At 64.2% G+C, this 24,767-nt stretch carries 24 protein-coding genes; 7 read left to right on the top strand and 17 right to left on the bottom strand.

The annotated features are described in order from the left end of the window. Positions 1 to 74 precede the first annotated feature (74 nt). The 3 genes from IVB36_RS04220 to IVB36_RS04230 all read right to left on the bottom strand — a co-directional run bounded on the left by IVB36_RS04220 (position 75) and on the right by IVB36_RS04230 (position 3,662). Positions 75 to 2,228, bottom strand: coding sequence for a methyl-accepting chemotaxis protein (locus IVB36_RS04220; protein WP_018458162.1), 2,154 nt, complete (start codon positions 2,226 to 2,228; stop codon positions 75 to 77). Positions 2,229 to 2,393: 165 nt separating this feature from the next. Further along, positions 2,394 to 3,119, bottom strand: coding sequence for an outer membrane beta-barrel protein (locus IVB36_RS04225; protein WP_018458163.1), 726 nt, complete (start codon positions 3,117 to 3,119; stop codon positions 2,394 to 2,396). A gap of 222 nt (positions 3,120 to 3,341) precedes the next feature. Then, entirely contained in the window at positions 3,342 to 3,662 is a 321-nt protein-coding gene (locus IVB36_RS04230; RefSeq protein WP_027570057.1) for a hypothetical protein, read from the bottom strand. Positions 3,663 to 3,869: 207 nt separating this feature from the next. On the opposite strand from IVB36_RS04230, the gene IVB36_RS04235 reads away from it, so the two are divergent. Next, positions 3,870 to 4,160, top strand: coding sequence for a hypothetical protein (locus IVB36_RS04235; protein ID WP_018458165.1), 291 nt, complete (start codon positions 3,870 to 3,872; stop codon positions 4,158 to 4,160). A gap of 134 nt (positions 4,161 to 4,294) precedes the next feature. Here IVB36_RS04235 and IVB36_RS04240 read toward each other — a convergent pair whose 3' ends face one another. Both IVB36_RS04240 and IVB36_RS04245 read right to left on the bottom strand, forming a co-directional pair. Next, positions 4,295 to 4,504, bottom strand: coding sequence for a hypothetical protein (locus tag IVB36_RS04240; RefSeq protein WP_247390758.1), 210 nt, complete (start codon positions 4,502 to 4,504; stop codon positions 4,295 to 4,297). Next, a complete protein-coding gene (locus tag IVB36_RS04245; RefSeq protein ID WP_018458166.1) occupies positions 4,501 to 4,665 on the bottom strand; it encodes a hypothetical protein in 165 nt (54 codons plus the stop codon). Before IVB36_RS04245 ends, IVB36_RS04240 begins: the two co-directional genes overlap by 4 nt. A gap of 346 nt (positions 4,666 to 5,011) precedes the next feature. Here IVB36_RS04245 and IVB36_RS04250 point away from each other — a divergent pair, with 346 nt between their 5' ends. Beyond that, positions 5,012 to 5,281: a hypothetical protein gene (locus tag IVB36_RS04250; protein WP_083926507.1), complete on the top strand. Its 270-nt coding sequence runs from the start codon at positions 5,012 to 5,014 to the stop codon at positions 5,279 to 5,281. Between the two features lie 18 nt (positions 5,282 to 5,299). Here IVB36_RS04250 and IVB36_RS04255 read toward each other — a convergent pair whose 3' ends face one another. From IVB36_RS04255 to IVB36_RS04275, 5 genes are all read right to left on the bottom strand, one after another. After that, positions 5,300 to 6,916 (bottom strand): ABC transporter ATP-binding protein, encoded by a 1,617-nt coding sequence (locus IVB36_RS04255; protein WP_247296259.1) that lies wholly within the window; start codon positions 6,914 to 6,916, stop codon positions 5,300 to 5,302. Positions 6,917 to 6,918: 2 nt separating this feature from the next. Beyond that, positions 6,919 to 7,758, bottom strand: a complete 840-nt coding sequence (locus IVB36_RS04260) for an ABC transporter permease (RefSeq protein WP_018458168.1) — start codon at positions 7,756 to 7,758, stop codon at positions 6,919 to 6,921. Continuing rightward, positions 7,755 to 8,726, bottom strand: a complete 972-nt coding sequence (locus tag IVB36_RS04265; RefSeq protein WP_018458169.1) for an ABC transporter permease — start codon at positions 8,724 to 8,726, stop codon at positions 7,755 to 7,757. Before IVB36_RS04265 ends, IVB36_RS04260 begins: the two co-directional genes overlap by 4 nt. Positions 8,727 to 8,817: 91 nt before the next feature. After that, positions 8,818 to 10,368 (bottom strand): ABC transporter substrate-binding protein, encoded by a 1,551-nt coding sequence (locus tag IVB36_RS04270; RefSeq protein ID WP_026233516.1) that lies wholly within the window; start codon positions 10,366 to 10,368, stop codon positions 8,818 to 8,820. 265 nt (positions 10,369 to 10,633) lie between these two features. Continuing rightward, complete coding sequence (locus tag IVB36_RS04275) at positions 10,634 to 12,184, bottom strand: winged helix-turn-helix domain-containing tetratricopeptide repeat protein (protein ID WP_026233517.1); 1,551 nt, start codon at positions 12,182 to 12,184, stop codon at positions 10,634 to 10,636. Between the two features lie 134 nt (positions 12,185 to 12,318). On the opposite strand from IVB36_RS04275, the gene mddA reads away from it, so the two are divergent. Then, positions 12,319 to 13,104, top strand: coding sequence for a methanethiol S-methyltransferase (gene mddA, locus IVB36_RS04280; RefSeq protein WP_018458172.1), 786 nt, complete (start codon positions 12,319 to 12,321; stop codon positions 13,102 to 13,104). 229 nt (positions 13,105 to 13,333) lie between these two features. Further along, the gene (locus IVB36_RS04285; RefSeq protein ID WP_026233518.1) at positions 13,334 to 13,756 is read left to right on the top strand and encodes a GFA family protein; all 423 of its coding nucleotides are present in this window, start codon (positions 13,334 to 13,336) and stop codon (positions 13,754 to 13,756) included. Between the two features lie 43 nt (positions 13,757 to 13,799). Here the strand turns inward: IVB36_RS04285 and IVB36_RS04290 are convergent, their stop codons facing one another. Beyond that, complete coding sequence (locus IVB36_RS04290; protein ID WP_018458174.1) at positions 13,800 to 15,359, bottom strand: winged helix-turn-helix domain-containing protein; 1,560 nt, start codon at positions 15,357 to 15,359, stop codon at positions 13,800 to 13,802. A 419-nt stretch (positions 15,360 to 15,778) separates the two neighbouring features. Between IVB36_RS04290 and IVB36_RS04295 the strand changes: the two genes are divergently transcribed. Next, complete coding sequence (locus IVB36_RS04295; protein WP_247390759.1) at positions 15,779 to 17,140, top strand: adenylosuccinate lyase family protein; 1,362 nt, start codon at positions 15,779 to 15,781, stop codon at positions 17,138 to 17,140. Positions 17,141 to 17,253: 113 nt separating this feature from the next. Next, positions 17,254 to 18,510, top strand: coding sequence for an aminopeptidase (locus IVB36_RS04300; RefSeq protein ID WP_018458177.1), 1,257 nt, complete (start codon positions 17,254 to 17,256; stop codon positions 18,508 to 18,510). Here IVB36_RS04300 and IVB36_RS04305 read toward each other — a convergent pair whose 3' ends face one another. Continuing rightward, complete coding sequence (locus IVB36_RS04305; protein WP_026233519.1) at positions 18,511 to 18,903, bottom strand: hypothetical protein; 393 nt, start codon at positions 18,901 to 18,903, stop codon at positions 18,511 to 18,513. A 234-nt stretch (positions 18,904 to 19,137) separates the two neighbouring features. Here IVB36_RS04305 and IVB36_RS04310 point away from each other — a divergent pair, with 234 nt between their 5' ends. Further along, positions 19,138 to 19,593 carry a cupin domain-containing protein gene (locus IVB36_RS04310; protein ID WP_018458179.1) on the top strand — a complete coding sequence of 152 codons (456 nt, stop codon included), beginning with the start codon at positions 19,138 to 19,140 and terminating at the stop codon, positions 19,591 to 19,593. 96 nt (positions 19,594 to 19,689) lie between these two features. Here the strand turns inward: IVB36_RS04310 and IVB36_RS04315 are convergent, their stop codons facing one another. The 5 genes from IVB36_RS04315 to IVB36_RS04335 form a co-directional block, all read right to left on the bottom strand. Next, entirely contained in the window at positions 19,690 to 20,739 is a 1,050-nt protein-coding gene (locus IVB36_RS04315) for an amidohydrolase family protein (RefSeq protein ID WP_018458180.1), read from the bottom strand. Between the two features lie 116 nt (positions 20,740 to 20,855). Further along, complete coding sequence (locus tag IVB36_RS04320) at positions 20,856 to 21,377, bottom strand: hypothetical protein (protein WP_018458181.1); 522 nt, start codon at positions 21,375 to 21,377, stop codon at positions 20,856 to 20,858. 62 nt (positions 21,378 to 21,439) lie between these two features. Beyond that, positions 21,440 to 22,252 carry an MBL fold metallo-hydrolase gene (locus tag IVB36_RS04325; RefSeq protein WP_018458182.1) on the bottom strand — a complete coding sequence of 271 codons (813 nt, stop codon included), beginning with the start codon at positions 22,250 to 22,252 and terminating at the stop codon, positions 21,440 to 21,442. 121 nt (positions 22,253 to 22,373) lie between these two features. Then, on the bottom strand, positions 22,374 to 23,900 hold the full coding sequence (locus IVB36_RS04330) for a permease (RefSeq protein ID WP_247390760.1): 1,527 nt from the start codon (positions 23,898 to 23,900) through the stop codon (positions 22,374 to 22,376). Beyond that, positions 23,897 to 24,646, bottom strand: coding sequence for an ABC transporter ATP-binding protein (locus IVB36_RS04335; protein ID WP_026233520.1), 750 nt, complete (start codon positions 24,644 to 24,646; stop codon positions 23,897 to 23,899). Before IVB36_RS04335 ends, IVB36_RS04330 begins: the two co-directional genes overlap by 4 nt. Positions 24,647 to 24,767 lie beyond the last annotated feature (121 nt).

Here is a 24,767-nt window from a genome sequence, read left to right on the forward strand (position 1 = left end):
GTCACGGCGCGCCAGCCGAAAAAGAACGCTGGCGCGGCCTGCATAGCGGTCATTCCGGGCTACGGAACGGCGCCTTACGCAGCCCGCATGTTGTTGAGGAACGCGTCGATCTCTCCGCGCAGCATGTCGGCTTCGCGGCGGAGCGCGTCGGAGGCGCCGAGCACTTCGTTCGCCGCTGCGCCGGCTTCCGCCGAAGCCGTGGAGACGCCGACGATGTTGCTGGAAACCTCGCTGGTGCCACCGGCCGCATGCTGGATGTTGCGGGCGATCTCGCGTGTCGCCGCGCCCTGTTCCTCGACGGCGGCGGCGATCGTCGTAGTGACGTCGTTGATCTCGCCGATGATCCGGCCGATGCCCTGGATGGCGCCGACCGCCGACGTCGTCACTGACTGCATGCTGGCGATCTGGCTACGGATCTCCTCCGTGGCCTTGGCGGTCTGGCTCGCGAGGCTCTTCACCTCGGAGGCGACCACCGCGAAGCCGCGGCCGGCTTCGCCCGCGCGCGCCGCCTCGATGGTGGCGTTGAGCGCCAGCAGATTGGTCTGCGAGGCGATGGTCTGAATCAGGTCGACCACCACGCTGATGCGGCTCGCGCTGTCGGCGAGGCTCTGCACGGTGGCGTCGGTCGCGCCCGCTTCGTCGACCGCCTTCCTGGCGATCGCGGCCGAGGTGACGACCTGCTTGCTGATTTCCTCGATCGAGGACGAGAGCTGCTCGGTGCCTGACGATACGGTCTGCACGTTGACCGAGGTCTCTTCGGCTGCGGAGGCAACCGCGTTCACCAGCGCATTGGACTGGTCTGCCGTGGTCGACATGCTCTGCGCGGTCGATTGCATCGAATTGGCCGACTGCGCGAGATTGTCGAGTGCGGAGCGCACCGTACTCTCGAACCCGGCGATCTTCGCCTCCATCTGCGCCGCACGCTCGGCCTTGGCGATGCGATCCCTGTCCTGCTCGCTCGCAAGCGCCCGGGCTTCGATCATGCTGTCGCGGAACACCGTCAGCGTTTCCTTCATCGCGCCGATCTCGTCGTTCTGCCGGGAGCGGACGATCTCGGTGTCAAGGTCGCCGGCCGAGAGCAACTGCATGGCGCGTTGAAGCTCGCGAATGCGGCGCAGGATGTTGCGGCCGACATAGAGCCAGACGAACAGCGCCGAGCCGACCAGCGTCAGTGCGCCGAGCGCCAGCATCGCGGTGGTCGCGAGCGAGATCTCCTGCCGCGCCTGGAAGGTCGACGCGTTGGTCTCCTTCTGCACACCCTCGACCAGCTGCTGCACGCTGATGCCGAGGCCGACATTGAGCTTGCGGGTCTCGTCCAGGATGGTCTGGCCGTAGTCGATGGCGTCGAGCTCCTTCTGGCGGATCTTGAACACGCCGGACTTGCCTTCGCCGAAGGCGAACAGCTTTTGCACGGTGTCGCGCACCGCTTGCATCGAGGCCATGTTCGGCAGGTCCTCGAGGTTCGACTTGACACGGTCGCGCGTCGCCTTGAACTCCTTCTCGATCGCCTCCAGCGTATCGCTGTTGTTGGCCGACAGCGCCGCCATCATGTCGGCGGCCATCAGATTGCCGTTGGCGGAGATGGTCGCGACCTGGGAGACGGTGCGGGCGGCTTCGGTGGCATCGTCAGCGGAAACTTCCGCCGCACCGAGGATCGCGTTCAGACGCGTCTGCGCATCCAGCATGGCAGGACCGGCCGCACCGACGAAGGTGAGCTGCGCCTTGCGGAGTGCTTCATATTGCTTGTCATGCAGCGCGCCGGTATCGAGCCGCTCGCGCGCGGCTGACACCAGGCTCTGGGTCGCCTCGTCGATGCTCTTGGCGGTGTCGCGCAACGCGGTTGCGATCTGCTTGTCGGCGCCGAGCTCGATGATCTCGCCAAGCTTGGCCATGGCAAGCTGCTGGATCTCCTGCACCTTCTTGGTGCGTTCGTTCAGCGCCTCGTCGGACGGCGACGCCAGCAGGCCCGGCCCCTGCGCCGCGAGCGTTGCGCTTTGCGATGCGAGTTGAAGGCTTGCGGAAAGGCGGGGGATATCGCGGCCGCTCAGGTCCATCATAGTGCTGCCGAGATGGTTGAAGACGAAGCCGGCGCCGGCCGCGATCACGAGACCCATGCCCGCGATCACTGCGAAGGCCGTGAACAGGCTGCCGCGCACGCCCCATGTCGGCATTTTGAAACGAGGCCGGATACCACCAAGCAAACGGCCAAGGCCCAGACGGATCGCCATCGAAATTCCCCCACGCATGATCTTTATGTTTTCGCGGCGGAGTATCCTCGGGGCAGGTTAAAAAATCGCAAGTTGCTCAATTGGTTGCGTTGCGTTCCGCACAGCGAAAAAAGAAGGGCCGGCAACGATGCCGGCCCTTCATCATGATAAGGCTTTGATAACCGTTCAGTAGCGCGCGACCGCCGAGTTGGCCCAGTTGAAGCGGTAGTTGACGCCCGCCTTGATGGTGTGGTCGTCGGTGGTGAAGTTGCCGGTTCCCGCCAGCGGGCCCGCGGTGAAGTGGGCGTCGCCGAAATTGTAGTACTGGTACTCGGCCTTGGCTGACCAGTTCGGCGCGAACATGTATTCGAGGCCGGCGCCGACGGTGTAGCCGTTGCGGTGGTCGCCGCTGATGATGAAGCCGGTCGGCACGCCGCCGACGGTCACCTTCTCGTTGTTGTCGGAATAGGCGTAGCCGCCCTTCACGTAGAGCAGGCCCGGACCCCAGGTGTAGCCGACGCGGCCGGTGATCGAGCCGAGACCGCGCTGGTCGTTGGTGTAGGCGACGCCGGCTGGGAACACCGCGCCGACGCTGCCGGAGAGCCAGGAATACTGGCCTTCGACGCCGACAACGAAGTTCGGGTTGAACTGCCAGTCCGCACCGGCCTGCAGACCGCCGAGGAAACGGCCGTTGCCGTTATTGCCGGTGGAGAGGCCGCTGAAATTGTTGTCGCTGGAGAACGCGCCGCCGACATGGCCGCCGATATAGAAGCCGGTCCAGTTGTAAATCGGGGCGGCATAGGCGGGCGCGGGCGCCTTATAATAGTTGCGGTTACCGAGATCGGCACCGACCGCCGGTGCGGCAGCGCCCACCACGAGCAGCGCAACGGTCGCAAACAGAATCTTCTTCATAGTCCAAACTCCAACACTTAAGTCCCCGGCAGTCGCGCTTTCCGCGCCGTCGTTGGTTTGCAGATAGCTCGCTTTTGACGAAAATGCTGTCACATCCATGGCACAGCGGCAGCCAACGTAACTTATTGGGCTGTAAATGATTTTTGTGCTTAATGTCGGCTTAAGAAGTGCTGAAGGAAAGCTTAACTCGGCGTTATCAGGGTAACTTGCGCGCGCATCTCATTAACCAAGACGGCGCCGCGCCTCATCGCGCATCTGTTCGCGGAATGCAGCGCGCTTTGCGGGCCGGTCTTCCTCGCGCACGTCATGACGATCGAAGACGTCGAACTTCTCCAGGATCGGATAGCGCTCGCTCGCCATCGCGAGCACGCGCAGCACCTTGGTCGCCGACGGTGTCGGGCCGCTCACTTCCCAGCGCCGGATGGTGTCGGCGCCGCCCTTCTCCGGCAATCCGCAAAGCCGGGCCATGTCGGCCGCGGTGAGCTTGCGCTCGAGGACCTCCGAGAGATCGTTGCGGAGTTGCTTCAGTTCGGGACCGGTCATGTCGCCTCAATACGCGAAGTCGATGAGGTGAATGCACTAGCGCTGATTCGGGTCCATCCGAAGGCGAGGCACGCGAGCGGGCGTGCTAGTCGTGCGACCGCTCCCCGGCGCCTCCGCCCGCGCACGGAGTTATGAACGGCTGCCTATGGAAATCCGCGGCTGAATGAACAGATGGCAAGGGGCCCACAGCGAATGAAGGGATCAGCCATGACAAGCATCAAACCCGCCATTGCCGCCCTAGTCACCGTCGGGTTGCTTGCCGCGCCGATCGCGGCTGAGGCCAAGAAGCACCGGTCAAGCCGAGCTTACAGCACCGGCGTGGTGGCTCCGAGCTATGGGAGCGCCGGATCGTTGGCAGCACAGCCCAGAGCCTACGGGTCGAGCGGACAGTCGGTCGGGACGGTCACGGCGCCGTCGGTCGGTACGTATAACTGGCCGTCGGTCGGCGTGACCAACGCAGTCCCGACCTGGAGCAACACCAACCCGCCGGTCAGGTAGGCGCGCCTGTCTGGCGAGCCAATGCCGGTCACCTGTGACGGTCGCAAGGCCAAAGAAGATGATAAAGTGCGACCAGCAATGATCATGGCGGTGGACCAGACATTGCGGATCGTTCAGGGAGAGCCCGTCCGATCCTAAATTCCCCCCCCGGCCTGTTGGCCGATCACGCAGCGCCACCCGGCGAGGCGCTCGGCCGGATGCTGGTTCATCCATTCGGCGAGTTGCGGCGCGCCCATCAGGCAAGATTGCATCGAGACGTCGGCGAAGTCGGATGTGGTGACGGTCTGCTCATGACAGTTCGCCGGAGAGGCGAGGTTGCAGAGCACGGCGATGATTTTGATCACGCGAGGTTGCCCCCGTCGCTGCGACGTGCGGCGGCTCCGCCTGATCTCTCGCTCATCGGATCAGTCGGCGGGAAGATGCTGTCGTAGATCGCGCGCGCTTCCTGGATGAGGCGAATGCGCTCGCGCTCGGATTTCGAGACAAACTGAATAATCTGGCCCATGTCGGCTCCAATTAGATCTTCAATCCACCATCACATGATGGAAATCATTTCATGCGGATGTGGGGTGCCGGCTTCGGCTTTGCAGCCATGCGGGCGGCCACGAGGGATAAAAAGCCCGTGACTATTCCGTTCCTGAGGTGGAACGGGGTACCTTCAGCGATGCGCCGATGGCACGGCGCATCCGTTCGGCGGGGACCGCTTCGTAGCATCGTGATGAAGAGTTGAGCCCACGGGATGATGGCACTGCGGCACATTTTCTCGCGCGTGGAGTTGTAAGGTCAGTCAGTGCACGGGCGCCTCGACGAACGGCATTGCGATTGAGAGACCGCGCCCGAAAGGATCAGCCATGACAAGAACAAAACGCACCATTGCTGCACTTATTGCTCTCGGATTGGCCGCCGCGCCACTTGCTGTAAACGCACAAACATCGGGGACGGGTACACCAGGCAGCACGAGCGGACGCACCGGAGCGCCGGTGCAGCAAGGGACCATCGGAAGTTCCGGGCAGACCGTCGGGACGGTGACGGCGCCGTCGATCGGAACGTCCAACCAGCCCTCCGTCGGCGTAACAAACTCAGTCCCCACCTGGAACAACACGAATCCTCGAACGAAGTAGAAACCGCGGTCGGCTGACTTACGCCGGCGCGCGCTCTCTCTGCCCCGGGACTGCTGCGAGCAATTCGCGTGTATAGGCATGCTCGGGCGCGGCGAACAGCTGCGCGGTCGGCTTCAGCTCGACGATGACGCCGCGCTGCATCACGGCGATGCGGTCACAGATTTGCGCTGCGACTCGCAGGTCGTGGGTGATTAACAGCATCGAGAGGCCGAGGCGGGCCTTGAGGTCTTCGAGCAGCCTTAGGACCTGCGCCTGCACGGAGACGTCGAGCGCGGAGACGGCCTCGTCCGCGACGATGATCTCGGGCTCGAGCGCGAGCGCGCGCGCAATGCCGATGCGCTGGCGCTGGCCGCCGGAGAATTCATGCGGATAGCGTTCGAGCGCGCCGGCATCGAGCCCGACCATCTTGAGGAGATCGCGGGCGCGGTCGAACGCCACTTTCGGATCGGTGCCGGCCGCGATCGGGCCGTCGGCGATGATATGACCGACCTTGCGGCGCGGATTGAGCGAAGCGAACGGATCCTGGAAGATCATCTGGATGCGAGGGCGCTCGGCGCGTAGCGCCTTGCCCGCGAGCTTTGTGAGATCGGTCTCGCCGATCCGCACGGTGCCGCGGTCGGCCTCGATCAGCCGCATCACAAGGCGGGCCACCGACGATTTGCCAGAACCGGATTCGCCGACCAGGCCGAGCGTCTCGCCTTTGAGGATGTTGAAATTAACCCCGCGCGCGGCATCGACGCGGCGGTCCTCGCGAAACCAGCCGCCCGAGGTGACGTAGGTCTTGTCCAGTCCGATCACCTCGACCGCCTTGGCCTGGTCGTCCAGGGGGCTGCGGGCGGGTGGGTCCATCGAGGGCACGGCGGCGAGCAGCGCCTTGGTGTAGTCGTGTTGCGGCGCGTTGAAGACCGCCGAGGCGGGGCCTTCCTCGACCACCTTGCCATGGCGCAACACCACGACTTGGTCGGCGATGTCGGCGACCACGCCGAAATCATGGGTGATGAACATCACCGCCATGTTGCGATTGCGCTGGAGGTTGCGGATCAGTTTCAGGATCTGCGCTTGCGTGGTGACGTCGAGCGCGGTGGTCGGCTCGTCCGCGACCAGCACCGCCGGTTCGAGCGCGAGCGCCATCGCGATCATGGCGCGCTGGCGCTGGCCGCCGGAGAGCTGGTGCGGATAGGCGCGCACGATGCGCTCGGGGTCGGGGAGGCCGACTTCGCGCGCCAGCGATAGCGCCTTTGCGCGCCGCTCCCTCGGCGTGAGCAGCCCGTGCGCCTCGAACATCTCCGCCATCTGGTCGCCGATCCGCATCAACGGATTGAGCGCGGTCATCGGTTCCTGAAAGATCATCGCAAGCCGGCGGCCGCGCAGATCGCGCCAGCATTCGTCGTCGAGTTTGAGCAGGTCGCGTCCTTCGAACTGGATCTCGCCGGAGGTGACGGTGACCGTGTCCGGCAACAGGCCCATCAGCGCATGCGCGCACATCGACTTGCCGGAGCCGGATTCGCCGACCACGCAAACGATCTTGCCGGGCCGCAAATCGAGCGAGATGCCGTCGACCGCGAAGGGACGCTCGGCGCCCTTGGGCAATGCGATCCGCAGATTCTTGACGGAGACGGCGGGCGGTGCGGTCATGATCAGCGGCCCTCCCGCGACAGCCGCGGATTGAGCGCGTCGTTGAGGCCTTCGCCGATCAAATTGAGCCCGAGCACCGAGATCAGGATCGCGACGCCGGGAAACACGGTGATCCACCAGGCCTGGCGGATCACGGTGCGGCCGGCACCGACCATGTAGCCCCAGGAGATCAGATTGGGATCGCCGAGGCCGAGGAACGCCAGCGAGGATTCCAGCAGGATCGCGGTCGCCACCATCAGCGAAGCCAGCACGATCACCGGCGACAGCGTGTTCGGCAGGATTTCGCGCAGGATGATCCAGGTGTTGCTCTGGCCCGTGACCACCGCGGCCTGGACGTACTCCCGCGTGCGCAACGACAGCACCTCGCCGCGGACGAGGCGCGCGACCGGCGGCCAGCTTACCAGCGCGATCGAGGCGACGATCGAATAGATCGAGGGCTGCAGGATCGCGACCAGGACGATCGCGAGCGCAAAGCTCGGAATGGTTTGGAAGAACTCGGTGAAACGCATCAGGGCGTCGTCGACCCTGCCGCCGAAATAGCCGGCCATGGCGCCGATCGGAACGCCGACGACCAGCGCAACCAGGGTGGAGACCATGCCGACGAGCAGCGAGACGCGTGCGCCGAAGATCATGCCGGCGAACACGTCGCGGCCGAGTGCATCGGTGCCGAGCGGCACGGTCGCGAGCGTGAACGGCGGCAGGAACGGCCGCTGCACCATGCGCCAGGGCGAGTTCGGGAACAGCATCGGACCGAACAAGGCGACTGAGATCGCAAGGAGCAGGATGATGAGCCCGATGACGCCGCTCGGGCTCCTCAACATCGATTTCCAGAACTGTTTCATATGGAGAATTCGATGCGCGGGTCGACCAGGCGATAGACCAGGTCGGTGATGAGGTTGAAGATCAGGACAATGGCGGAGCAGATCACGAAGACCCCGAGCAGCAGATTGTAGTCGCGCTGGAGCAGGGCGTCGTACATCAGGCGTCCGATGCCGGGCCAGGCGAACACGGTCTCGGTGATGACGGCGCCGCCGATCAGGGTGCCGGAGTGGACTCCGGCGAGCGTCACGACGGGCAGTAGCGCGTTGCGCAGGACGTGGCGACGCTGGATCACGGCGTCGGACAGGCCTTTGGCGCGCGCGGTCTTGACGAAGTCGAGACGCTTCACTTCGAGCATCGAGGCTCGCGTCATGCGCGTATACGTCGCCATAAAAAACAGGCCGAGCGTCATCGCCGGCATAATCAGGTGCCTTGCGACGTCGACCACATGGGCAGGGCCGGAAAGGTTGGCGCCGACCGTCTCGTAGCCGAAGCTCGGCAGCCAATCCATGGTGACCGAGAACAGCAGGATGCTCATGAGCGCCACCCAGAAGATCGGCATGGCGTAAAAGATCAGCGCAAAGACGGTGATCGCGGTGTCGAGAAAGGTTCCGGCAAAGCGCGCGGCGAAGGTGCCGAAGAGAATGCCGAGCACGAGCGAGATCGCGAAGGCCGTCAGCGTCAGCAGCAATGTCGCCGGCAGCCGCTCGCCGATCAGCTTCGCGACCGGCGCCTGCTGGCGGAAGGAGAAGCCGAGGTCGAGGGTCACGATGCCCTTGACGTAGATGAAGAGCTGCTCGGGCAGCGGCTTGTCCAGGCCGAACTTCTCCCTGAGCTGCTGGACGAAGATCTGGTCGCTGGCGCCGGCCTCGCCCGCCATCACGACGGCGGGATCGCCGGGCGCGAGCCGGATCAGGAAGAAATTGAGGACGACGATCGCAAGCAGGACGATCACGCCCTTCGCGACACGCTGAGCGACAAAGGAGAGCATCTAGAGGATCATATCGGTGGTGTGACCTGGAGCGACAGAGACGGAGCGCCCACCTCTCCCCGCAAGCGGGGAGAGGTGACGGAGGTAGCCCTCACTTGTCGAGCCATGCATCCTTGAAGCCGTCGTTGACTCCGATCCCGGTGGTGATCAGGTTCTTGACCTTGCAGCGCATGATGGTCGGGAATTGCAGCTCGAGCATCCAGGCCACCGGCACGTCCTCGACCAGGATCTTCTGCGCCTTCTCGTAGATCTCCTTGCGCTTGGAGTCCGGCGTTGCCACCGCGCCCTCGGCGAACAGCTTGTCGATCTCAGCGTTGGAGTAACCCTCGACGTTGTTGAACACCTGGCCCTTGGCAATCGCGCTGGAGACGTAATTGCGGCCGACGCCGAGCGCGGGGTCGCCGTACTGGTAGAGGTAGGTGAAGGCGATGTCGTAGTCCCAGTCGCCGATCTTCTGGTTGCCGCCGGCGACGTCGGTGGCGATGGTCTCGATGTTCATGCCGACGTCCTGGAGGTTCTGCTTCACGGCTTCACCCCAGCGCTGCCAGGTCTCGCCATAGGCGAGCGGCAGAAGGCGGATCTTCTCGCCCTTGTAGCCGGCTTCCTTCAGCAGCGCCTTGGCCTTGGCGGGATCGTAAGGGTACTTCGGCACGTCGTCGGTGTAGTATTTGATGGTCGAGGCCGACGGGCCGGTTGCGACCTTGCCGAGCCCGTTCCAGATCACGTCCTTGGCGAACTCGCGGTCGATCGCAAACATGACCGCCTGCCGCACCCGCTTGTCGGCGAGCGGACCCTGCCGGTTGTTGAGCCACAGCCAGGCCAGCGGCGAGAAGAACTCCCAGCCGGCGCCGGTGACGCAGGTGTCCTTCAGCTTGGAGAGCCGGGGCACGTCGAAATTCTCGACCGAGCCGCCGGGCAGCACGTCGACCTTGCCGGTCTCATACGCCACCGAGCGCGCCGCGGCATCGGGAATGATCTGCCAGTAGATCTCGTCGAGATAGGGCTTGCCCTTCTCGTAATAGTTCGGGTTCTTGACCAGGCGGATGAAAGAGCCCTTCTGCCATTCCTTGAACATGAAGGGGCCGGTGCCGACAGGGGCGTTATTGTAGGGATTGGTCTTCCAGTCGGTGCCTTCATAAAGATGCTTGGGTACCATCGGCATTGAGCCGACCTCGAAGATGCCCAGGAACGGGCCGAACGGCTGCTTCAGCGTGAACACCACCGTGTAGTCGTCGGGAGCCTCGACCTTGTCGACCTGCGCCAGATTGTTGCGGGCACGCGCGTGGGTCTGTTTCAGCATCTCGAGCGAGAACAGCACGTCGGCGGCGGTGAAGGGCTTGCCGTCATGCCAGGTCACGCCCTTCCTGAGCTTGAATGTGTAGGTTTTTGCGTCCTCGCTGACACTCCAGCTCTCGGCGAGCTCGGCCTGCGGTTCGAGCTTGGGGCTGTAGCGAAGCAGGCCTTCGAAAATGTTGCCCGACACCATCTGCACCGGGCCGTTCTGGACCATCGCCAGCATCAGGCCGGGCGGCTCGGGCTGAATCACGGCATTGATCGCTCCACCCGCTTTCGGGTCTTGCGCCAGCGCCGGGGCCGCGAGACCGCAAGCCAGGAGGACACCAAGCAACACTCGTTTTGACATGTCGTATCTTTCTCAAGCGAGACCAGCCGCAAACGCTTCGCACGTCATGGCGCGCAAAGCTATGGCCGGCCCATCCAAGTCCCCATCCGGGATCGAGGCTCACACAGTCTCGTTCGGCGCCGCAAGATGAAAGTCTCGACAGTGTTCGCACAAAAAATGTACAGCGCGTCCTGTTATGGCGTTTGGCAGCCAATCCGGCGCCGCAGCGCCGCGCGATCCGTCCATCTGCGCCGCAAGCGCGACGCGGACCCGGCGTGAGGATCGTCTAGCGCAAGCCCGCCCGCCGGAATCCTTCCAGATAGTGCTCGCGGTCGGCCTCATTGGCCCATGGCAATTGCGTCGAAATCCAGTGCAGCGAGATGTTGGGCTGGGTGCGGCGGAGCTCGCCCAGCGCCATCTCCCCAAGCACGCCGTCTCCGGTCATGCCGGCAGAAACCGCGAGCACGCGGTAGGCGCCGGTAAGGTCGCCGCGATGACGGATTGCCTCGCGCGCGAGCGCGATGGCCTCGGCATAGCGCCGCTCGGTGAAGCGGGCATAGCCGGCGATGCCGTGATAGATCGCCAGGGATGGATCGCGCGGCGACAGCCGCATTGCCCTCTGCGCTGCCTCGAATGAATCCTTCGGCCGCCCGGCATAGGACAGCGCCAGTGCGTAATAGCCCTGCGCCAGCGAGAAGTTCGGATTGAGTGCGAGCGCCTGCTCGAACTCGGACAGTGCGTCGGCAAGTCTTCGCGTCGAGAAGTAGACGCTGCCGAGCGCGGCGTGCGCCCAGGCATCCTCATGGTCGCAGCGCACCGCGGCGAGCGCGGCGGCTTCCGCCGCTGGCGCCACCATGGCAAGCTCGGCCCAGCCGAGATGCACGCCGAACATGTGGTTCGCCGCGAGCACCGACAGCGCCTGGCCGTAGTTCGGGTCGATCCCCACCGCGCGTTCTAGCAGCGCCCGTGCGGTCTCGTGATCCCGCCGCGTCACGCGCCAGTAATGCGACAGCGCCCGCATCAGGAGATCCCAGGCATCCAGGCTCGCGGGGGGCTTGCGATGGGCGCGAAAACTTTCCGCCGCATGGATCTGCGGCTCGATCGCCGCAGCGATCGCATTCGTGATCTCGTCCTGCACGGCGAACACGTCGACCAGCTCGCGGTCGTAGCGCTCGGCCCAGAGATGGCTGCCCGTCGTGGCGTCGTTGAGCTGCGCGGTGATGCGCACCCGGTTGTCCGACTTGCGCACGCTGCCTTCGACGACGTAGCGGACGCCCAGTTCCTCGGCAATCTGCCGGATGTGGACCGCGCGTCCCTTGTAGGTAAAGGACGAGTTGCGGGCGATCACCATGAACCAGCGCTGCTTCGACAGCGCGGTGAGGATGTCCTCGCTGATGCCGTCGCCGAAATAGTCCTGTGCGGGATCGCCGCTCATGTTCTCGAAAGCGAGCACCGCGACCGCCGGACGGTCCGTCAGGACGCGCGGCAGGGCAGCGACGGGCTGCGCGGGCGCAGTCGTGGCTGCCACTTCTTCCCGGACTTCGCCGACGAAACGAAAACCCTTGCGCGGAATGGTCTTGATCAGCCGCTGGCTTGCGCCATCGTCGCCGAGCGCCTTGCGGGCGGCGTTGATCCGGCTGTTCAGGGCGGAATCCGAGATGATCCGATCGCTCCAGATCTGGCTGATCAGGTCATCCTTGCTGACCACACGCGTGCGCTGCGCCACCAGATAGAGCAGGAGATCGAACACCTGCGGCTGCAACGGCACAGCGGCTCCGCTGCAAGTGAGTTCCCGCAGGTCGCCGTCGAGCACGTTGTTTTCAAAGCAAAATCGCACGTTTTTGTCGTCTCAAGCAAAAATCAAAGTCGTCTCAGGCGAAAATCAACCGTCCGCGAAAGTCTTGGGACCTCCGGTGCGGCATGGTGCAGCGACCAATGAAGTGCCGGCGTTTTGGCACAACGGAGCTGTTTATGACCCAAATTGATCATCAGGTTCATCCTATCGGCCCGGTTGCGGGCTCACGCATTTTCAAGTTCATCGCCTTTCTGTACGGAATTGCGGCGTATCTCGTGTTTTTCATCACCATTCTCTACGCCATCGGTTTCGTCATGGGGCTGGTGGTGCCGAAGACCATCGATACCGGGACCGACACGCCCGTGGCCGAGGCCATCATCATCAATCTGCTCCTGATGGCCCTGTTTGCGGTCCAGCACAGCGTAATGGCGCGCCGGCAATTCAAGGCCTGGTGGACGCAGTACGTCCCCAAGCCGGTCGAGCGCAGCACCTATGTGCTGTTTGCGAGCCTGTCATTGCTCCTCCTGTTCTGGCAGTGGCGTCCGCTGCCCACGGTCATATGGGACGTCGCGAATCCGGATATCGCTGTGACGATCGTCACGCTGTCGCTGGCGGGCTGGGTCCTGGTGTTCACCTCGACCTTCATCATCAATCACTTCGAGCTGTTCGGCTTGCATCAGGTGACCAATCATCTCGTCGGCAAGGAGGCGTCGCCGCCGCGATTCAAGACGCCGCTGCTCTACAAGTTTGTCCGTCATCCGATCTATCTCGGCTTCATCATCGCGTTCTGGGCGGCGCCGGTCATGACCGCGGGCCATCTGCTGTTCGCCGCCGTGACCACGGCCTACATCTTCGTCGGCATCGCGCTGGAGGAGCACGACCTCGTCGATCTCTTCGGCGACGAGTACCGGCAGTACAAACAACGGGTGTCGATGCTTATTCCCTGGCGCAAGTCGGTATAGCTTGCGCGTCGTTCCGTCGCGTCCGCCGAAAGGAGGATGCGCGGCGGCGCCGAGGCGCGTAACGGATCGTGCCGGACGCAACCTTCAACGTTTCTCGGGGTGAATCCCCCTCACCCCGACGCTATCAGTGCGAGCAAAGCTCGTCGCGACCCCGCATTCGTTTTTGCCGAGTTCTCGGCAAACAGGAGCGGGGGGAGGAATCTAAACCATCATCAACGGAGACGACCTAATGAAACATGTTGGAAACTGCTTCTGTGGCGCAGTCACGATCGAGGTCACAGGTGCACCGGAGGCGATGGGCTATTGCCATTGCAGCTCGTGCCGCTCGTGGTCGGGCGGTCCGGTGAACGCCTTCAGCCTGTGGAAGCCCGAAGCCGTGCGCATCAGCGAAGGTGCAGAGAATGTCGAGACCTTTGCGAAGACGCCGCTCAGCCAGCGCAAATATTGCAAGAAGTGCGGCGGTCATCTCATGACCAACCATCCGCCGCTCGGCCTGATCGACGTCTTCACTGCCACCATCCCCACCCTCGCGTTTGCACCAGGCGTCCACGTCAATTACGCCGAGACGGTGCTGCCAATGCGCGACGGACTGCCCAAGCTCAAGGATTTCCCGGCCGAATTCGGCGGCAGCGGCGAGATGATGCAGGAGTAGCGGCGCCCTTCTCCTCTCCCGCAAGCGGGAGACGAGAAATTAGCTACCTCATCCCCGCGCGCCGCAATCCCTCGAGATAATGCTCGCGATCCTCGTCCCGCAGCATCGGCAGCTCGCGTGTGATCCAGGCCAGCGAGATGCCGGGCTGGGCGCGGCGCAAGCCTTCCAAGGCGGAAGCCGCGCGCGCGGAATCCCCTGACATACCGGCGGCGGCCGTCAGCACGCGATGCGCGCCGACGAAATCGGCGCGCTGCCGCATCGACTCGCGCGCCATCTGTGCGGCGCCTTCGTAATCGCGGCCGATGAACCGGGCATAGGCCGCGACGCCGCAATAGATTGCTGCGAGCGGGTCGCGCGGGCTCAGCCGCAGCGCGCGGCGCGCCGCGACATCGCCGTTCTGCCATCGTCCCGCGTAGCACAGCGTCACGCCATAGAAGGCGTGCGCCATCGCAAAGTTCGGATTGAGGTTCAGCGCCAGTTCGAACTCCGCCAGCGCGTCGTCGAAGCGGCGGCGGAATAGATAAGCATACGCCAGACCATGATGAGCCCAGGCATCTTCGCGATCGGCCTCCACCGCCGCGAGCGCGGCGCGCTCGGCGACCGGCACGGTCGGGGCCATGTCGGACCAGCCCATATGCGCGCCGAAGATGTGGCTGGTTGCGAGCAGGCCGAGTGCCTTGCCATAGGCGGGATCGAGCGCGACGGCCTCTTCGAGCAGTCCTTGCGCGGCGGCATTGTCCTCGCGGGTGATGCGCCAGTAATGCGACAATGCGCGCATCACAAGGTCCCAGGCATCCAGGCTTCCCGGCGGCTTCTGCTGGGCGCGAAAACTCTCGGCGGTATAGAGCTGCGGCTCGATCGCGGCGACGATCGCCTCGGTGATCTCGTCCTGCACCGCGAAGATGTCGGCAAGCTCGCGGTCGTAGCGTTCGGCCCAGAGATGGCTGCCGGTCGAGACGTCGTTGAGCTGCGCGGAGATACGCACGCGATCGCCGCTCCGCCGCACGCTGCCTTCGAGCACGTAGCGCACGCCGAGCTCGCGCGCGACCTCGTTCATGTGCACCGCGCGGCCCTTGTAGACGAAGGAGGAGTTGCGCGCGATGACGAAGAACCAGCGCAGCTTCGACAGCGCGGTGATGATGTCCTCGCTGATTCCGTCCGAGAAATAATCCTGCTCGCGGTCGCCGCTCATGTTGGTGAAGGGCAGCACCGCGATCGCGGGGCGGTCCGGTAGCGGCAGCGGGGCCCGTAGAAGCTTCGCTTCGAAATCGGATTCCGGCGCGGTTGCCCCACGCTTGGTTTCGACGTCGCCGACGAAACGAAAACCCTTGCGTGAGATGGTGCGGATCAGCGCCTGGCTCGCGCCGCTGTCTCCGACCGCCTTGCGTGCCGCATTGATCCGGCTGGTCAGCGTGGATTCGGAGACGCTGCGCCCGTGCCAGATCTTGTCGATCAGCTCGTCCTTGCTGACCACCCGATCGCGGTTCTCCATGAGGTGGACGACGAGATCGAAGACCTGTGGCTCCACGGCAACGGGAACCTGCTCGCGGCTCAGCTCGCGCAAGTCGGTATCGAGCAGGTGATCCCGGAACAGAAACTGCACGTCGAAAACTCAGACCTCAAGGCAACATCGGGCAATAATGAAAGCAAAACGGATTTCGGCTGATGTCTGTGAGTCCGCCGAGGGGCCTGCCCGGTTCACCACGACGCGTGATGGCAGGCATGCAGTTTACGGGGAGGAATGCAACCTGGATTAGAATAAAGCCGTTTCGGCCGGATTGTCGCGATTTCCTCACGTCGTTGCGAGCAATCCAGCCTGCCGCCGCGGAGCCAGCGTGGATTGCTTCGTCGCAAGGGCTCCTCGCAATGACGGTGTTGAGGCAATGGCGTGCGGCAGCTGCCGACGTTGTCCTGGCCTTCGCGACGGCATCGAATGTGTGACGAATAGTGAATGTCCATTGCCGAACAGTTCCGTGTGCGTAAGCTGCCCTCACACAAAACACCAACCACGAAGAAACGCCCATGCCCGCTTTTCATGCCTCGACCACCGTGCTCGATTCCATGCTGTTCCGCGATGCCTTCGGCACGCCGCAGGTGCGGGAGGTGTTTTCCGATATCGCGACGGTCGCGCGCTATGCCGAGGTCGAGGTGGCACTGGCGAAGGCGGAAGCGAGATGCGGAGTGATTCCGCAGGACGCGGCCGATCAGATCGCCGCGCGGACCGATGTTGCCGCGCTGGATTTCGACCTGTTGCGGCAGGAGACCGATGTCGTCGGCTATCCGATCCTGCCGCTGGTGCATCAGATGGTGAAGCAATGCGGCGATGCCGGCCGCTATGTGCATTGGGGTGCGACCACGCAGGACATCATGGACACCGCCGTGGTGTTGCAACTGCGCGCAGGGCTTGAGATCGTCGAACGGGACATCGCGGGCTTGCGCAAGATCCTCGCCGATCTATCGAGGCGCTACCGCGACACGCCGATGGCGGGCCGCACCCATCTCCAGCAGGCGCTGCCGGTCACCTTCGGCTACAAGACCGCGATCTGGCTCGCGATGTTCGACCGCCACGCCGAGCGGATCAGTGAGTTGAAGCCGCGCGTCCTGGTCGGTCAGTTCGCCGGTGCCGCCGGCACGCTGGCCCCGCTCGGCGACAAGGGGTTCGAGGTGCAGGAAGCGCTCTGCGCCGAACTGAGGCTCGGCGTCCCCGCTTCGACCTGGCACGTCGCACGCGACGGTTTTGCCGAGGCCGTGAATTTCCTGGCGCTGGTCACCGGCTCGCTCGGCAAGATCGCGCTCGACATCATGATCATGGCCTCGACCGAATTCGCCGAGGTCTATGAGCCCTTTGTCAAGGGACGCGGCGCTTCCTCGACCATGCCGCAGAAGCGCAACCCGATCTCCTCGGAACTCATGCTCGCGGCGTCCAAGGCGGTGCGCCAGCATGCCGGCCTCATGCTGGATGCCATGGTGCAGGATTTCGAGCGCGCCACCGGGCCCTGGCACGCCGAATGGATGGCGATCCCCGAGAGCTTCGTGCTGACCGCCGGCGCGTTGCACCAGGCGAAATTCGCGCTCGCCGGCCTCATCGTGGATGAAAGCAAGATGAACGAGAATCTCGCCGTCAGCCGCGGTCTGATCGTGGCCGAAGCCGTCATGATGGGGCTTGCGCCGCAGATCGGACGGCAGGAGGCCCATGACGTGGTCTATGATGCCTGCCGGCTCGCCAATGAGAAAGGTCTTACGCTGGCGGACGCGCTGTCTTCCGACGCCCGCGTCTCTGTCAGAATCGACCGTGCCACGATCGAGGCGCTGACATCACCGAAAAATTACCTCGGCCTTGCTCCCGCCATGGTCGACCGGGTGCTGAAATCGGCAACGCGTTGAAAACCAAAATGCGCGAAACTGCGTATCTTTGGGGTGTCGCAAGGCACTCGCGCACTTGTGTCTCGCGATGCTAGACTTAAATTGAGCAAGAGACGTTCGGCAGAGGACCCGGCATGACTGATCAACGCATCACCTCCACTCCCATCGATCCCGTGAAGCTCGACCGGCTGGCCGAGGTGGCGGTGAAGGTGGGCCTGGGCTTGCGGCCGGGCCAGGATCTGCTCTTGACGGCACCTGCGATCGCGTTGCCGCTGGTGCGGCGGATTGCCGTGCATGCCTACAAGGCCGGCGCCGGCATCGTGACGCCCATTCTCTCCGACGAAGAGATGACGCTGGCGCGCTACCGCCACGGCCACGACGACAGCTTCGATCGCGCCGCCAACTGGCTCTACGAGGGCATGGCCAAGGCGTTCTCCAACAACACCGCCCGTCTCGCCATCGTCGGCGACAATCCGATGCTGCTGTCGGGCGAAGATGCTTCCAAGGTCGCGCGCGCCAGCAAGGCCAATTCCATGGCCTATCAGCCGGCGCTGGAAAAGATCGTCAATTTCGATACCAACTGGAACATCATTGCGTATCCAAGCCCATCCTGGGCAAAGCAAGTCTTTCCGAACGATCCTGAAGAGGTCGCGATCGGCAAGCTCGCGGACGCGATCTTCGCGGCGTCCCGCGTCGATCGCGACGACGCGCCGGCCAATTGGGCGAGCCACAATGCGGTGCTGCGCGAGCGCACCAACTGGCTCAACGGCCAGCGTTTCCGCGCGCTCCAGTACTCGGGACCGGGCACTGACCTCACCATCGGGCTCGCCGACGGCCATGAATGGGAAGGCGGCGCTTCGCTCTCCAAGAACGGCATCAGCTGCAACGCCAATATCCCGACCGAAGAGGTCTTCACCACGCCGCATTGCCGGCGCGTCTACGGCCATGTCGTGAGCTCGAAGCCGCTGTCCTACCAGGGCACGCTGATCGACAAGATCGCGGTGCGTTTCGAGGACGGCAGGATCGTCGATGCGAAGGCTTCGCGCGGCGAGGAGGTACTGAACAAGGTGCTCGATACCGACGAGGGCGCGCGCCGTCTCGGCGAGGTGGCCCTGGTGCCGCATTCCTCGCCGATCTCGCAGAGCGGACTGTTGTTCTACAACACGCTGTTCGACGAGAACGCTGCCTCGCACATCGCGCTTGGCCAGTGCTACTCGAAGTGCTTCGTCAACGGCGCGCAGCTCACGCCGCAGCAGATCGCCGCGCAAGGCGGCAACCAGAGCCTGATCCATATCGACTGGATGATCGGCTCGGCCGAGACCGACATCGACGGCATTCTCGCCGACGGCAGCAAAGTGCCGGTGTTTCGCAAGGGCGAATGGGCGAAGTAACTACGCAGCCGGGTTGCGCAGCATCGGGCTGTTGTCGATGCTGAAGCGGTTGAACAACGTCGTGAACGGGCTGCCGTCGGTGGCCCGCACGACGGCGTCGGAGGCCGCCACCGCATCGTAGAGCGCACCGACCGGATCATTCGCCTCGGGCAGGTCGAGGCCCCTGCGGATTTGCTCGGGGGCCTCGTTGACGTCGTCCTCGTCGTCGAGTGTCGCCTCGAGCGCATCCGCCGCCCGAAGCATCTCATGGAGGTCACCGCCGATCTGCCCGGGGCTTTCGATGCCGTCAACGGTGAACCAGGGCTCCTCTTCGGTTGCGAAGGAGACATCGAGGCTGCCGAGCCAGGCGACGACCTCGCCATGAGCTTTGAGAACCTCCGGGGTGAGGGGCATCGGCATGGCTCCTTCAGATGCTTCGCGCACTTTGTCGCACCCCGGAAAAGAAGGGTTCATGTGCTCGAAATTGCAGGGAAATTGCGACGTTAACCGTTTCGCGTCTGCAACTTGCGGCTGATTGTCGGGCCCTGCGTAAGAAAGAATTAAAAATCGGCTACTAGCGTTCCCGCCATCTTTGAACAATCCGGGCCGAGATCCGGGCAGGTCATATTTTATCCCCCGAGGAAACAGATGTCGCGCACATTGATTGAAATCAGTCATTGCAATGTAGATCTCGAGCTGCGGCCGATCGAGCCGTCCTGGATTATCGAAGGCAATCCGGTGTCGCGCTCGCACATCCTGTCCACCAGCGCCGACGGCACCGCTTCGACCATCATCTGGGCCTGCACCGAAGGGCGCTTCAACTGGTACTACGATATCGACGAGACGATCATGATCATGGAAGGATCGATCGTGCTCGAAAGCGACGGCATGCCGCCGAAGCGCTACGGCCCGGGCGACGTCATCTTCTTCCGCGACGGCGCGCATGCCAAATGGCATGTCGAAGGCCACGTCAAGAAGATCGCCTTCTGCCGCAAGACCAATCCCGTGATGATCGGCTTCCTGATCCGCGTCGTCAACAAGCTCAAGAAGATCTTCGTCGCCACCGGCGAGCGCCGTCCGGCCTCGCTGATGGGCGCAAATTAGAGTTCAAACAGTTCAAGGACGCTTCCCAGCGGTCACGACGGAACAGGGGCCGGGATCAACATCCCGGCCCCTGTTCTCGTCATGGTGCCAATCCCTTTAAGGCAAATCGAGCCGGTAGAAATTGCTCGCGGTCTGCGAGAACAACGCCGTCTTCTCGGTCTCGCTCAGGGGCGCCGCGATACGCTTGAACGTGTTGAAGATCACCTGGTAGCTGCACTGGCCCTTGTCCGGCGGGAAGTTGCTCTCGAACATCGCGCGCTCGGGTCCAAACGCCTCGATGCAGGTTTCGATGTAAGGCCGCCACGCCGCGGCAAGCTCCTTGGATGATGGCGGACTCGCGCGCAAATGGAAGTCGTAGCCGAGCAGGCACATCGCGAGCCCGCCGAGCTTCACCACCACGTTCTCGCATTTGGCGATCTCCCGGATCGAGGCGCGCCATTGCGGAAACACCTCCTCGCGTCGCCCCGCAAAGCGGCCGATTCCGGCCGGGCCGCCGCAATGGTCGAGCACGATCCTGGTGTCGGGAAATGCGCGGGCGAGCTCGGTCAGCTCGCCGATTTGCGGATGGAACAGCCGAGCGTCGAAGCTCAGGTTGAGCGGCGCGAGGCAGGCAAAGCCCTTGCGGAAGGTCGGGTCCTGCAGCAATCCCTGCGGCCGGCTCGCATACATGCCGGCGACAGCAGGATCCTGGTCCCAGGCCGAGGAATGCCGGATGCCGCGGAAGCGACCGTTGCCCGCCGCGATCTCGGCCTCCAACACGGGTTGTGCGGCATCGCCGAGCAGCAGATTGACGTGGCTGACGATGCCGGCGCAAATCGCGGCCTTGCCGTAACCGCCGCTGGCGCTCATCGCGGCGACGCCATTGGCGAACTCGACTTCGCCCACCGGCCGGAACGCCTCCGGCCCGTGCGCGCGATACATCGAGCGGCAATCGACATAGACGGTGGCGATGACGTTGTGGCCGGAGGCGATATCTGCCGCCATCTCCTCGATCAGATAGCGGTGCCCGCGATTCCAGAGATGGTGATGGGGATCGACGATCGGCCGTGAGGGATCGATGATCTCCTCCTGATGCAGCGCGAGCCAGTCCTCGCGCGGCTCGACGAATAGCCCGCTCGTGTTGGCGGGCAAACCGCTTGCAGCCATCGGCGTGCGCTCCCTTGATGTATGCTTCTTGTTTTGGGAGCCTAGCACCTCGTCCTCGCATGCACCAACGCGCGTTGCGCAATCGCGCCCGTCATCGCGGTACAGCGGCGCCGGCGTCAACCCTTGCGCCGCTTCGCCCTCACATCGACCACCAGCCGCCAATCGGTTGCGGTGGCCGGCTTGACCTCGCCGAGCCAGTGGAAGAAATCCTCGGTGACTTCCGTAAAACTCCAGCGCGTCAGGTCGCCAGCTTCGGTCGTGCCTTCCTGCACGATGTCGGCATCGCGTGGACGGCCGATCTGCTGGCGGAATATGCAGCGGCCGGGATCGAACCATGAAATCCGCCAGGCATCGATGGTCGGATCGTAGACCCGCAGCGTCGTGCCGTACCAATTGCCGGCGATCGGCAAGGCCGGGCTGCCGGCCGGGCGCGGAATGATCCAGACGTCTTGCACGGCGCGGCCCTCCAGCACCCAGCCGAAATGGATTTCGCCGGGCGCGGTGTGTTTCGTTCCATCGGGTCCATGGGCGGTGATCTCGGCGTCCCAATCGCCGACGAAGCGGCCATAAAGCTGGAGTGCCGCCGCGTGCTGGGGGTTCGGTCCGTCCGCGTGCAATAATCTCGCAAAGTCGGTCATGTCGATCTCCCTTTGCGGGAGATCAGCACGACCGGCCGGCAGCCGACTTGGAGAAAATTGCGTCACACCCCGTCGAGGATGATCACCGTCGGCTTCGACGGCAACGCATCTCGGGACATCCGGAAACTTCGTTCCATGCGCCGGTCGATCTCGAACTGCTGGCCGATGCGTTGCATGAAATCGTCGAGCGGGGTGGCGAAGCGGTGCATCGGCAGCACCACCGAGGCGCGCAGCCGCTTGGTGATCTCGGAGACGCCGTCGAGCGACATGGTGTAGGTGCCGTCGATCGGCACCATCACGATGTCGAGCCGCCCGATCTGGGCGAAGTGGCTGTCATCGAGCTTGTGGTGAAGATGGCCGAGATGGCCGATGCAGAGGCCCGCCACCTCGAAGATGAAGATGGAGTTGCCGTCACGGATCATGTCGGCGCCGGCATCGTCGCCGAAATAGCGACGGATGTCGGTCGTGACGTTGCGGATGAAGGTGTCGCCGATGCGCTCCGACACGATGGCCGGCTTGCCGTCCTCGCCCCAGCCATGCAGCACACGAGGAATGCGCTTGTCGGGATATAAAGAGTAGTGCGTGCTGTGGGCCCGGTTCATGGTGACGACATCGGGCAGCCGGCCCACCTGGTAGGCCCCGCTATAGTCGGTGGCGATGCGTAAGCCGCCGGGCGTGTCGATGAAATAGGTGGAATGGCCGGCATAGGTGATCTCGACCTCGGGCGCAGCCGCCGCCTGCCTGAACGCGACCGACATGAGGCGCGGCGCAGCATTCGCCATCGCCAAGCATTCGCTGCGCTGCGACTGCTGGGCGATGGCAGGTGAGAGGAATGCGCCGAACAGCGCCAGAGCGGCCGAAACCAGTCGTCGCATGAATTCATCCCCGATGACTTCAGGGGAAAGTCTAGCTTGCAATGCAGCGCGTGGCCAACAGCGCGCGATCAACAGCGCGTCAGTGTCGCACCGTCACGCCGCCCTATGATTCGCGCCTTTACTACTCCCGCCGCGGGCTGAACTTCCAGGTGAGGGCGACGAGGCTCGCGGTGATCAGGCTGCTGACGAGGCCGACGATGGGCAGCGTGAGCACCAGCGCGGCGCTGGCAGCCCAGCCGATCGAGGAGAACGCCTCGGCAAAGGTCGCAAGCCGCGACGAGGTCTGGCGGCGGCGGAATTGGCTGCGCCGGGCTTGCACCCGGAACCAGAGCTGGATTGCGGTGGCGGAGGCCGCACTGACGATGACCGCACCGGCGCTGACCGCGGCCTGGAACGCCGAGGCGAAAGCGAGCGCCGCGATCAGCGGGCAGAAGATGACGCCGATCGCGATCAGCACCACCTCTATCTTGGCGCGGATGACGCTGGACGGCGGCAATGGCGCGGTCGCAACCAGGTCGGGCGCGTCCTCGCCCGAGAGCGTCAGCCAGGCAAGCCCGCCGGCGAGTTGTCCCGCCGCCATGACGATGACGGGCGTGATCAGCGTCAGCGCCGCGGAGCTGTCGGCAAAGTTGCGCCAGAGCAGCAATGCCGGCGGCACCAGATAGAGCAGCTGCATCAGCGTCTGCGAGATCAGCCAGGGATCGCGCCAGAGCAGCGAAAATTCCTTGCGCCGTAGGGCATGCTGCCGCGGTCCGCCGCGGAACGGGCGCTCCTTCGCGCTGCGACGGCCGGACGCGCCATAGGCGGCGGCATCGATCGCCGTGTCCGCAAAGCGGCCCGAGAAGATCGCCATGACGCCTCCGAGCAGCACGAGGCCGAGCGCCAGGAGCAGCAGCAGCGCTTCGGCATCCCCCATCGCCGCCCGCGCCGGCCACCACCAGATGCTGTCGGCATCGGGCGCGTAAGCGGCCAAGCTACCCGAGGTCAGGATGGTGAAGCGCGACAGCGTGCCGTAGGACATGATCGCCGCCACCTGGAGCGCGATCACGAAGCCGGCGCCGATGATGGCGGCGAGGATCTGGGCGACGAACCGTGTCCGCGCCGGACCGATCAGGCGGAACAGCAGGATGGTGACGGCGATCGCGATCGCTGCGGCCGACAGGCCCATCGCGACGACGACGCCGAACGCTGCAAGCCAGCGCGCGCCGCCCCCGAACACCAGCACGTCGATGAAGGGTGTCGAGAACAGCAGCGCCATCACCGTGATGGCGAGCGCGATCGCGGCGATGCGCACCGAGAACAGATTGGCCAGCGTCGCGGGTGAGGACATGATGAGGTCGAGATCGGCGCGTGCGTAGAACACCCGCGTCACCGATTCGATCGCCTGTGACAGCATCAGCGTCCAGGCCAGAAAAATTGTCGCCGAAATCACGATCAGCGAGGATTTGTCGAGCGGCAATTGCAGGTCGGCGAAGCGGCCGATCACCGCCCAGGCCGGGACGTGCAGCAGCGCCGCGAAGAACAGCAGGCCGATCACCGCGGCACGCGTTCGATTGCGCCGCCCGCCGGTCATCATGGCGAGCCATTCGCGCCAGGCGAGCCGGAGCTCGTGGCGGGCGAACCAGGACAGCGCGGTGGCCGAGCTCATGCGGCTTCCTGGAGGGTCACCAGCGCGATGAAGAGATCTTCCAGGCTGGTATCGGCGTGCCCGTTTTGCTGCCGGAGCTCAGTCAGCGTGCCCTCGGCAACCAGGCGGCCGGCTGCGATCACGCCGATGCGGTCGGCCATGCGTTCGGCGACCTCGAGGATATGCGTGGTCATGATGACGGTGCAGCCGGCGCGGACGCGCTCGCTCAGGAGTCCCTTGACATGGCGGGCGGAGACGGCGTCCAGTCCCGTCAGCGGCTCGTCGAGGATGATGAGGCGGGGATCGTGCACCAGGGCGCCGGCGAGGGCGACCTTCTGGCGCATGCCCTTGGAAAAGCCCTCGCAGCGTTCGTGCCGGTGCGGCTCGAGCCCGAGCGAGTTCAGGAGCTCCGCGGCGACCGGTTCCGAGGCCGATGGTGCGATGCCCCACAGACCGGCTACGAACTCGAGATATTCGAGCGGCGTGAGCTTGTCATAGATCATGGGCTCGTCGGAGACCCACGCCATCACCTGCTTGGCGGCGACGGGGTTTTGGAGCGCATCGATGCCGAAGATGGAGACCGAGCCGGCATCGGGCCGCAAAAGGCCTGCAACCATGCGCAAAGTGGTGGTCTTGCCGGCGCCGTTGGGGCCGACCAGCGCATAGAATTCGCCGGCATGGATGGTGAGATCGAGGTTATCGACCGCCAGACGGTCAAAACACTTCGTTAACCCCATGACTTCGAGCGCCGAGTCGTCCCGCTTCATCACGGCCACACCTTGCGGTTTTGCATCGCTCGCGACCATGCCCCGAAGATGTTTCGGCACCGTGAATCGCGCTGCCGCAAATTCCGTCATCCGGATTGGACTAATGGCAAGTCACCGTTTG

Source organism: Bradyrhizobium sp. 35, assembly GCF_023073215.1.
Lineage (GTDB): Bacteria > Pseudomonadota > Alphaproteobacteria > Rhizobiales > Xanthobacteraceae > Bradyrhizobium > Bradyrhizobium canariense_D.

What these genes read in the sequence shown, in the direction of transcription:
- IVB36_RS04220 (WP_018458162.1), bottom strand. Translation starts at nt 2,228, where the DNA reads ATGGCGATCCGTCTGGGCCTTGGCCGTTTGCTTGGTGGTATCCGGCCT.
- IVB36_RS04225 (WP_018458163.1), bottom strand. Translation starts at nt 3,119, where the DNA reads ATGAAGAAGATTCTGTTTGCGACCGTTGCGCTGCTCGTGGTGGGCGCT.
- IVB36_RS04230 (WP_027570057.1), bottom strand. Translation starts at nt 3,662, where the DNA reads ATGACCGGTCCCGAACTGAAGCAACTCCGCAACGATCTCTCGGAGGTC.
- IVB36_RS04235 (WP_018458165.1), top strand. Translation starts at nt 3,870, where the DNA reads ATGACAAGCATCAAACCCGCCATTGCCGCCCTAGTCACCGTCGGGTTG.
- IVB36_RS04245 (WP_018458166.1), bottom strand. Translation starts at nt 4,665, where the DNA reads ATGGGCCAGATTATTCAGTTTGTCTCGAAATCCGAGCGCGAGCGCATT.
- IVB36_RS04250 (WP_083926507.1), top strand. Translation starts at nt 5,012, where the DNA reads ATGACAAGAACAAAACGCACCATTGCTGCACTTATTGCTCTCGGATTG.
- IVB36_RS04255 (WP_247296259.1), bottom strand. Translation starts at nt 6,916, where the DNA reads ATGACCGCACCGCCCGCCGTCTCCGTCAAGAATCTGCGGATCGCATTG.
- IVB36_RS04260 (WP_018458168.1), bottom strand. Translation starts at nt 7,758, where the DNA reads ATGAAACAGTTCTGGAAATCGATGTTGAGGAGCCCGAGCGGCGTCATC.
- IVB36_RS04265 (WP_018458169.1), bottom strand. Translation starts at nt 8,726, where the DNA reads ATGCTCTCCTTTGTCGCTCAGCGTGTCGCGAAGGGCGTGATCGTCCTG.
- IVB36_RS04270 (WP_026233516.1), bottom strand. Translation starts at nt 10,368, where the DNA reads ATGTCAAAACGAGTGTTGCTTGGTGTCCTCCTGGCTTGCGGTCTCGCG.
- mddA (WP_018458172.1), top strand. Translation starts at nt 12,319, where the DNA reads ATGACCCAAATTGATCATCAGGTTCATCCTATCGGCCCGGTTGCGGGC.
- IVB36_RS04285 (WP_026233518.1), top strand. Translation starts at nt 13,334, where the DNA reads ATGAAACATGTTGGAAACTGCTTCTGTGGCGCAGTCACGATCGAGGTC.
- IVB36_RS04295 (WP_247390759.1), top strand. Translation starts at nt 15,779, where the DNA reads ATGCCCGCTTTTCATGCCTCGACCACCGTGCTCGATTCCATGCTGTTC.
- IVB36_RS04300 (WP_018458177.1), top strand. Translation starts at nt 17,254, where the DNA reads ATGACTGATCAACGCATCACCTCCACTCCCATCGATCCCGTGAAGCTC.
- IVB36_RS04305 (WP_026233519.1), bottom strand. Translation starts at nt 18,903, where the DNA reads ATGCCCCTCACCCCGGAGGTTCTCAAAGCTCATGGCGAGGTCGTCGCC.
- IVB36_RS04310 (WP_018458179.1), top strand. Translation starts at nt 19,138, where the DNA reads ATGTCGCGCACATTGATTGAAATCAGTCATTGCAATGTAGATCTCGAG.
- IVB36_RS04315 (WP_018458180.1), bottom strand. Translation starts at nt 20,739, where the DNA reads ATGGCTGCAAGCGGTTTGCCCGCCAACACGAGCGGGCTATTCGTCGAG.
- IVB36_RS04320 (WP_018458181.1), bottom strand. Translation starts at nt 21,377, where the DNA reads ATGACCGACTTTGCGAGATTATTGCACGCGGACGGACCGAACCCCCAG.
- IVB36_RS04325 (WP_018458182.1), bottom strand. Translation starts at nt 22,252, where the DNA reads ATGCGACGACTGGTTTCGGCCGCTCTGGCGCTGTTCGGCGCATTCCTC.
- IVB36_RS04330 (WP_247390760.1), bottom strand. Translation starts at nt 23,900, where the DNA reads ATGAGCTCGGCCACCGCGCTGTCCTGGTTCGCCCGCCACGAGCTCCGG.
- IVB36_RS04335 (WP_026233520.1), bottom strand. Translation starts at nt 24,646, where the DNA reads ATGAAGCGGGACGACTCGGCGCTCGAAGTCATGGGGTTAACGAAGTGT.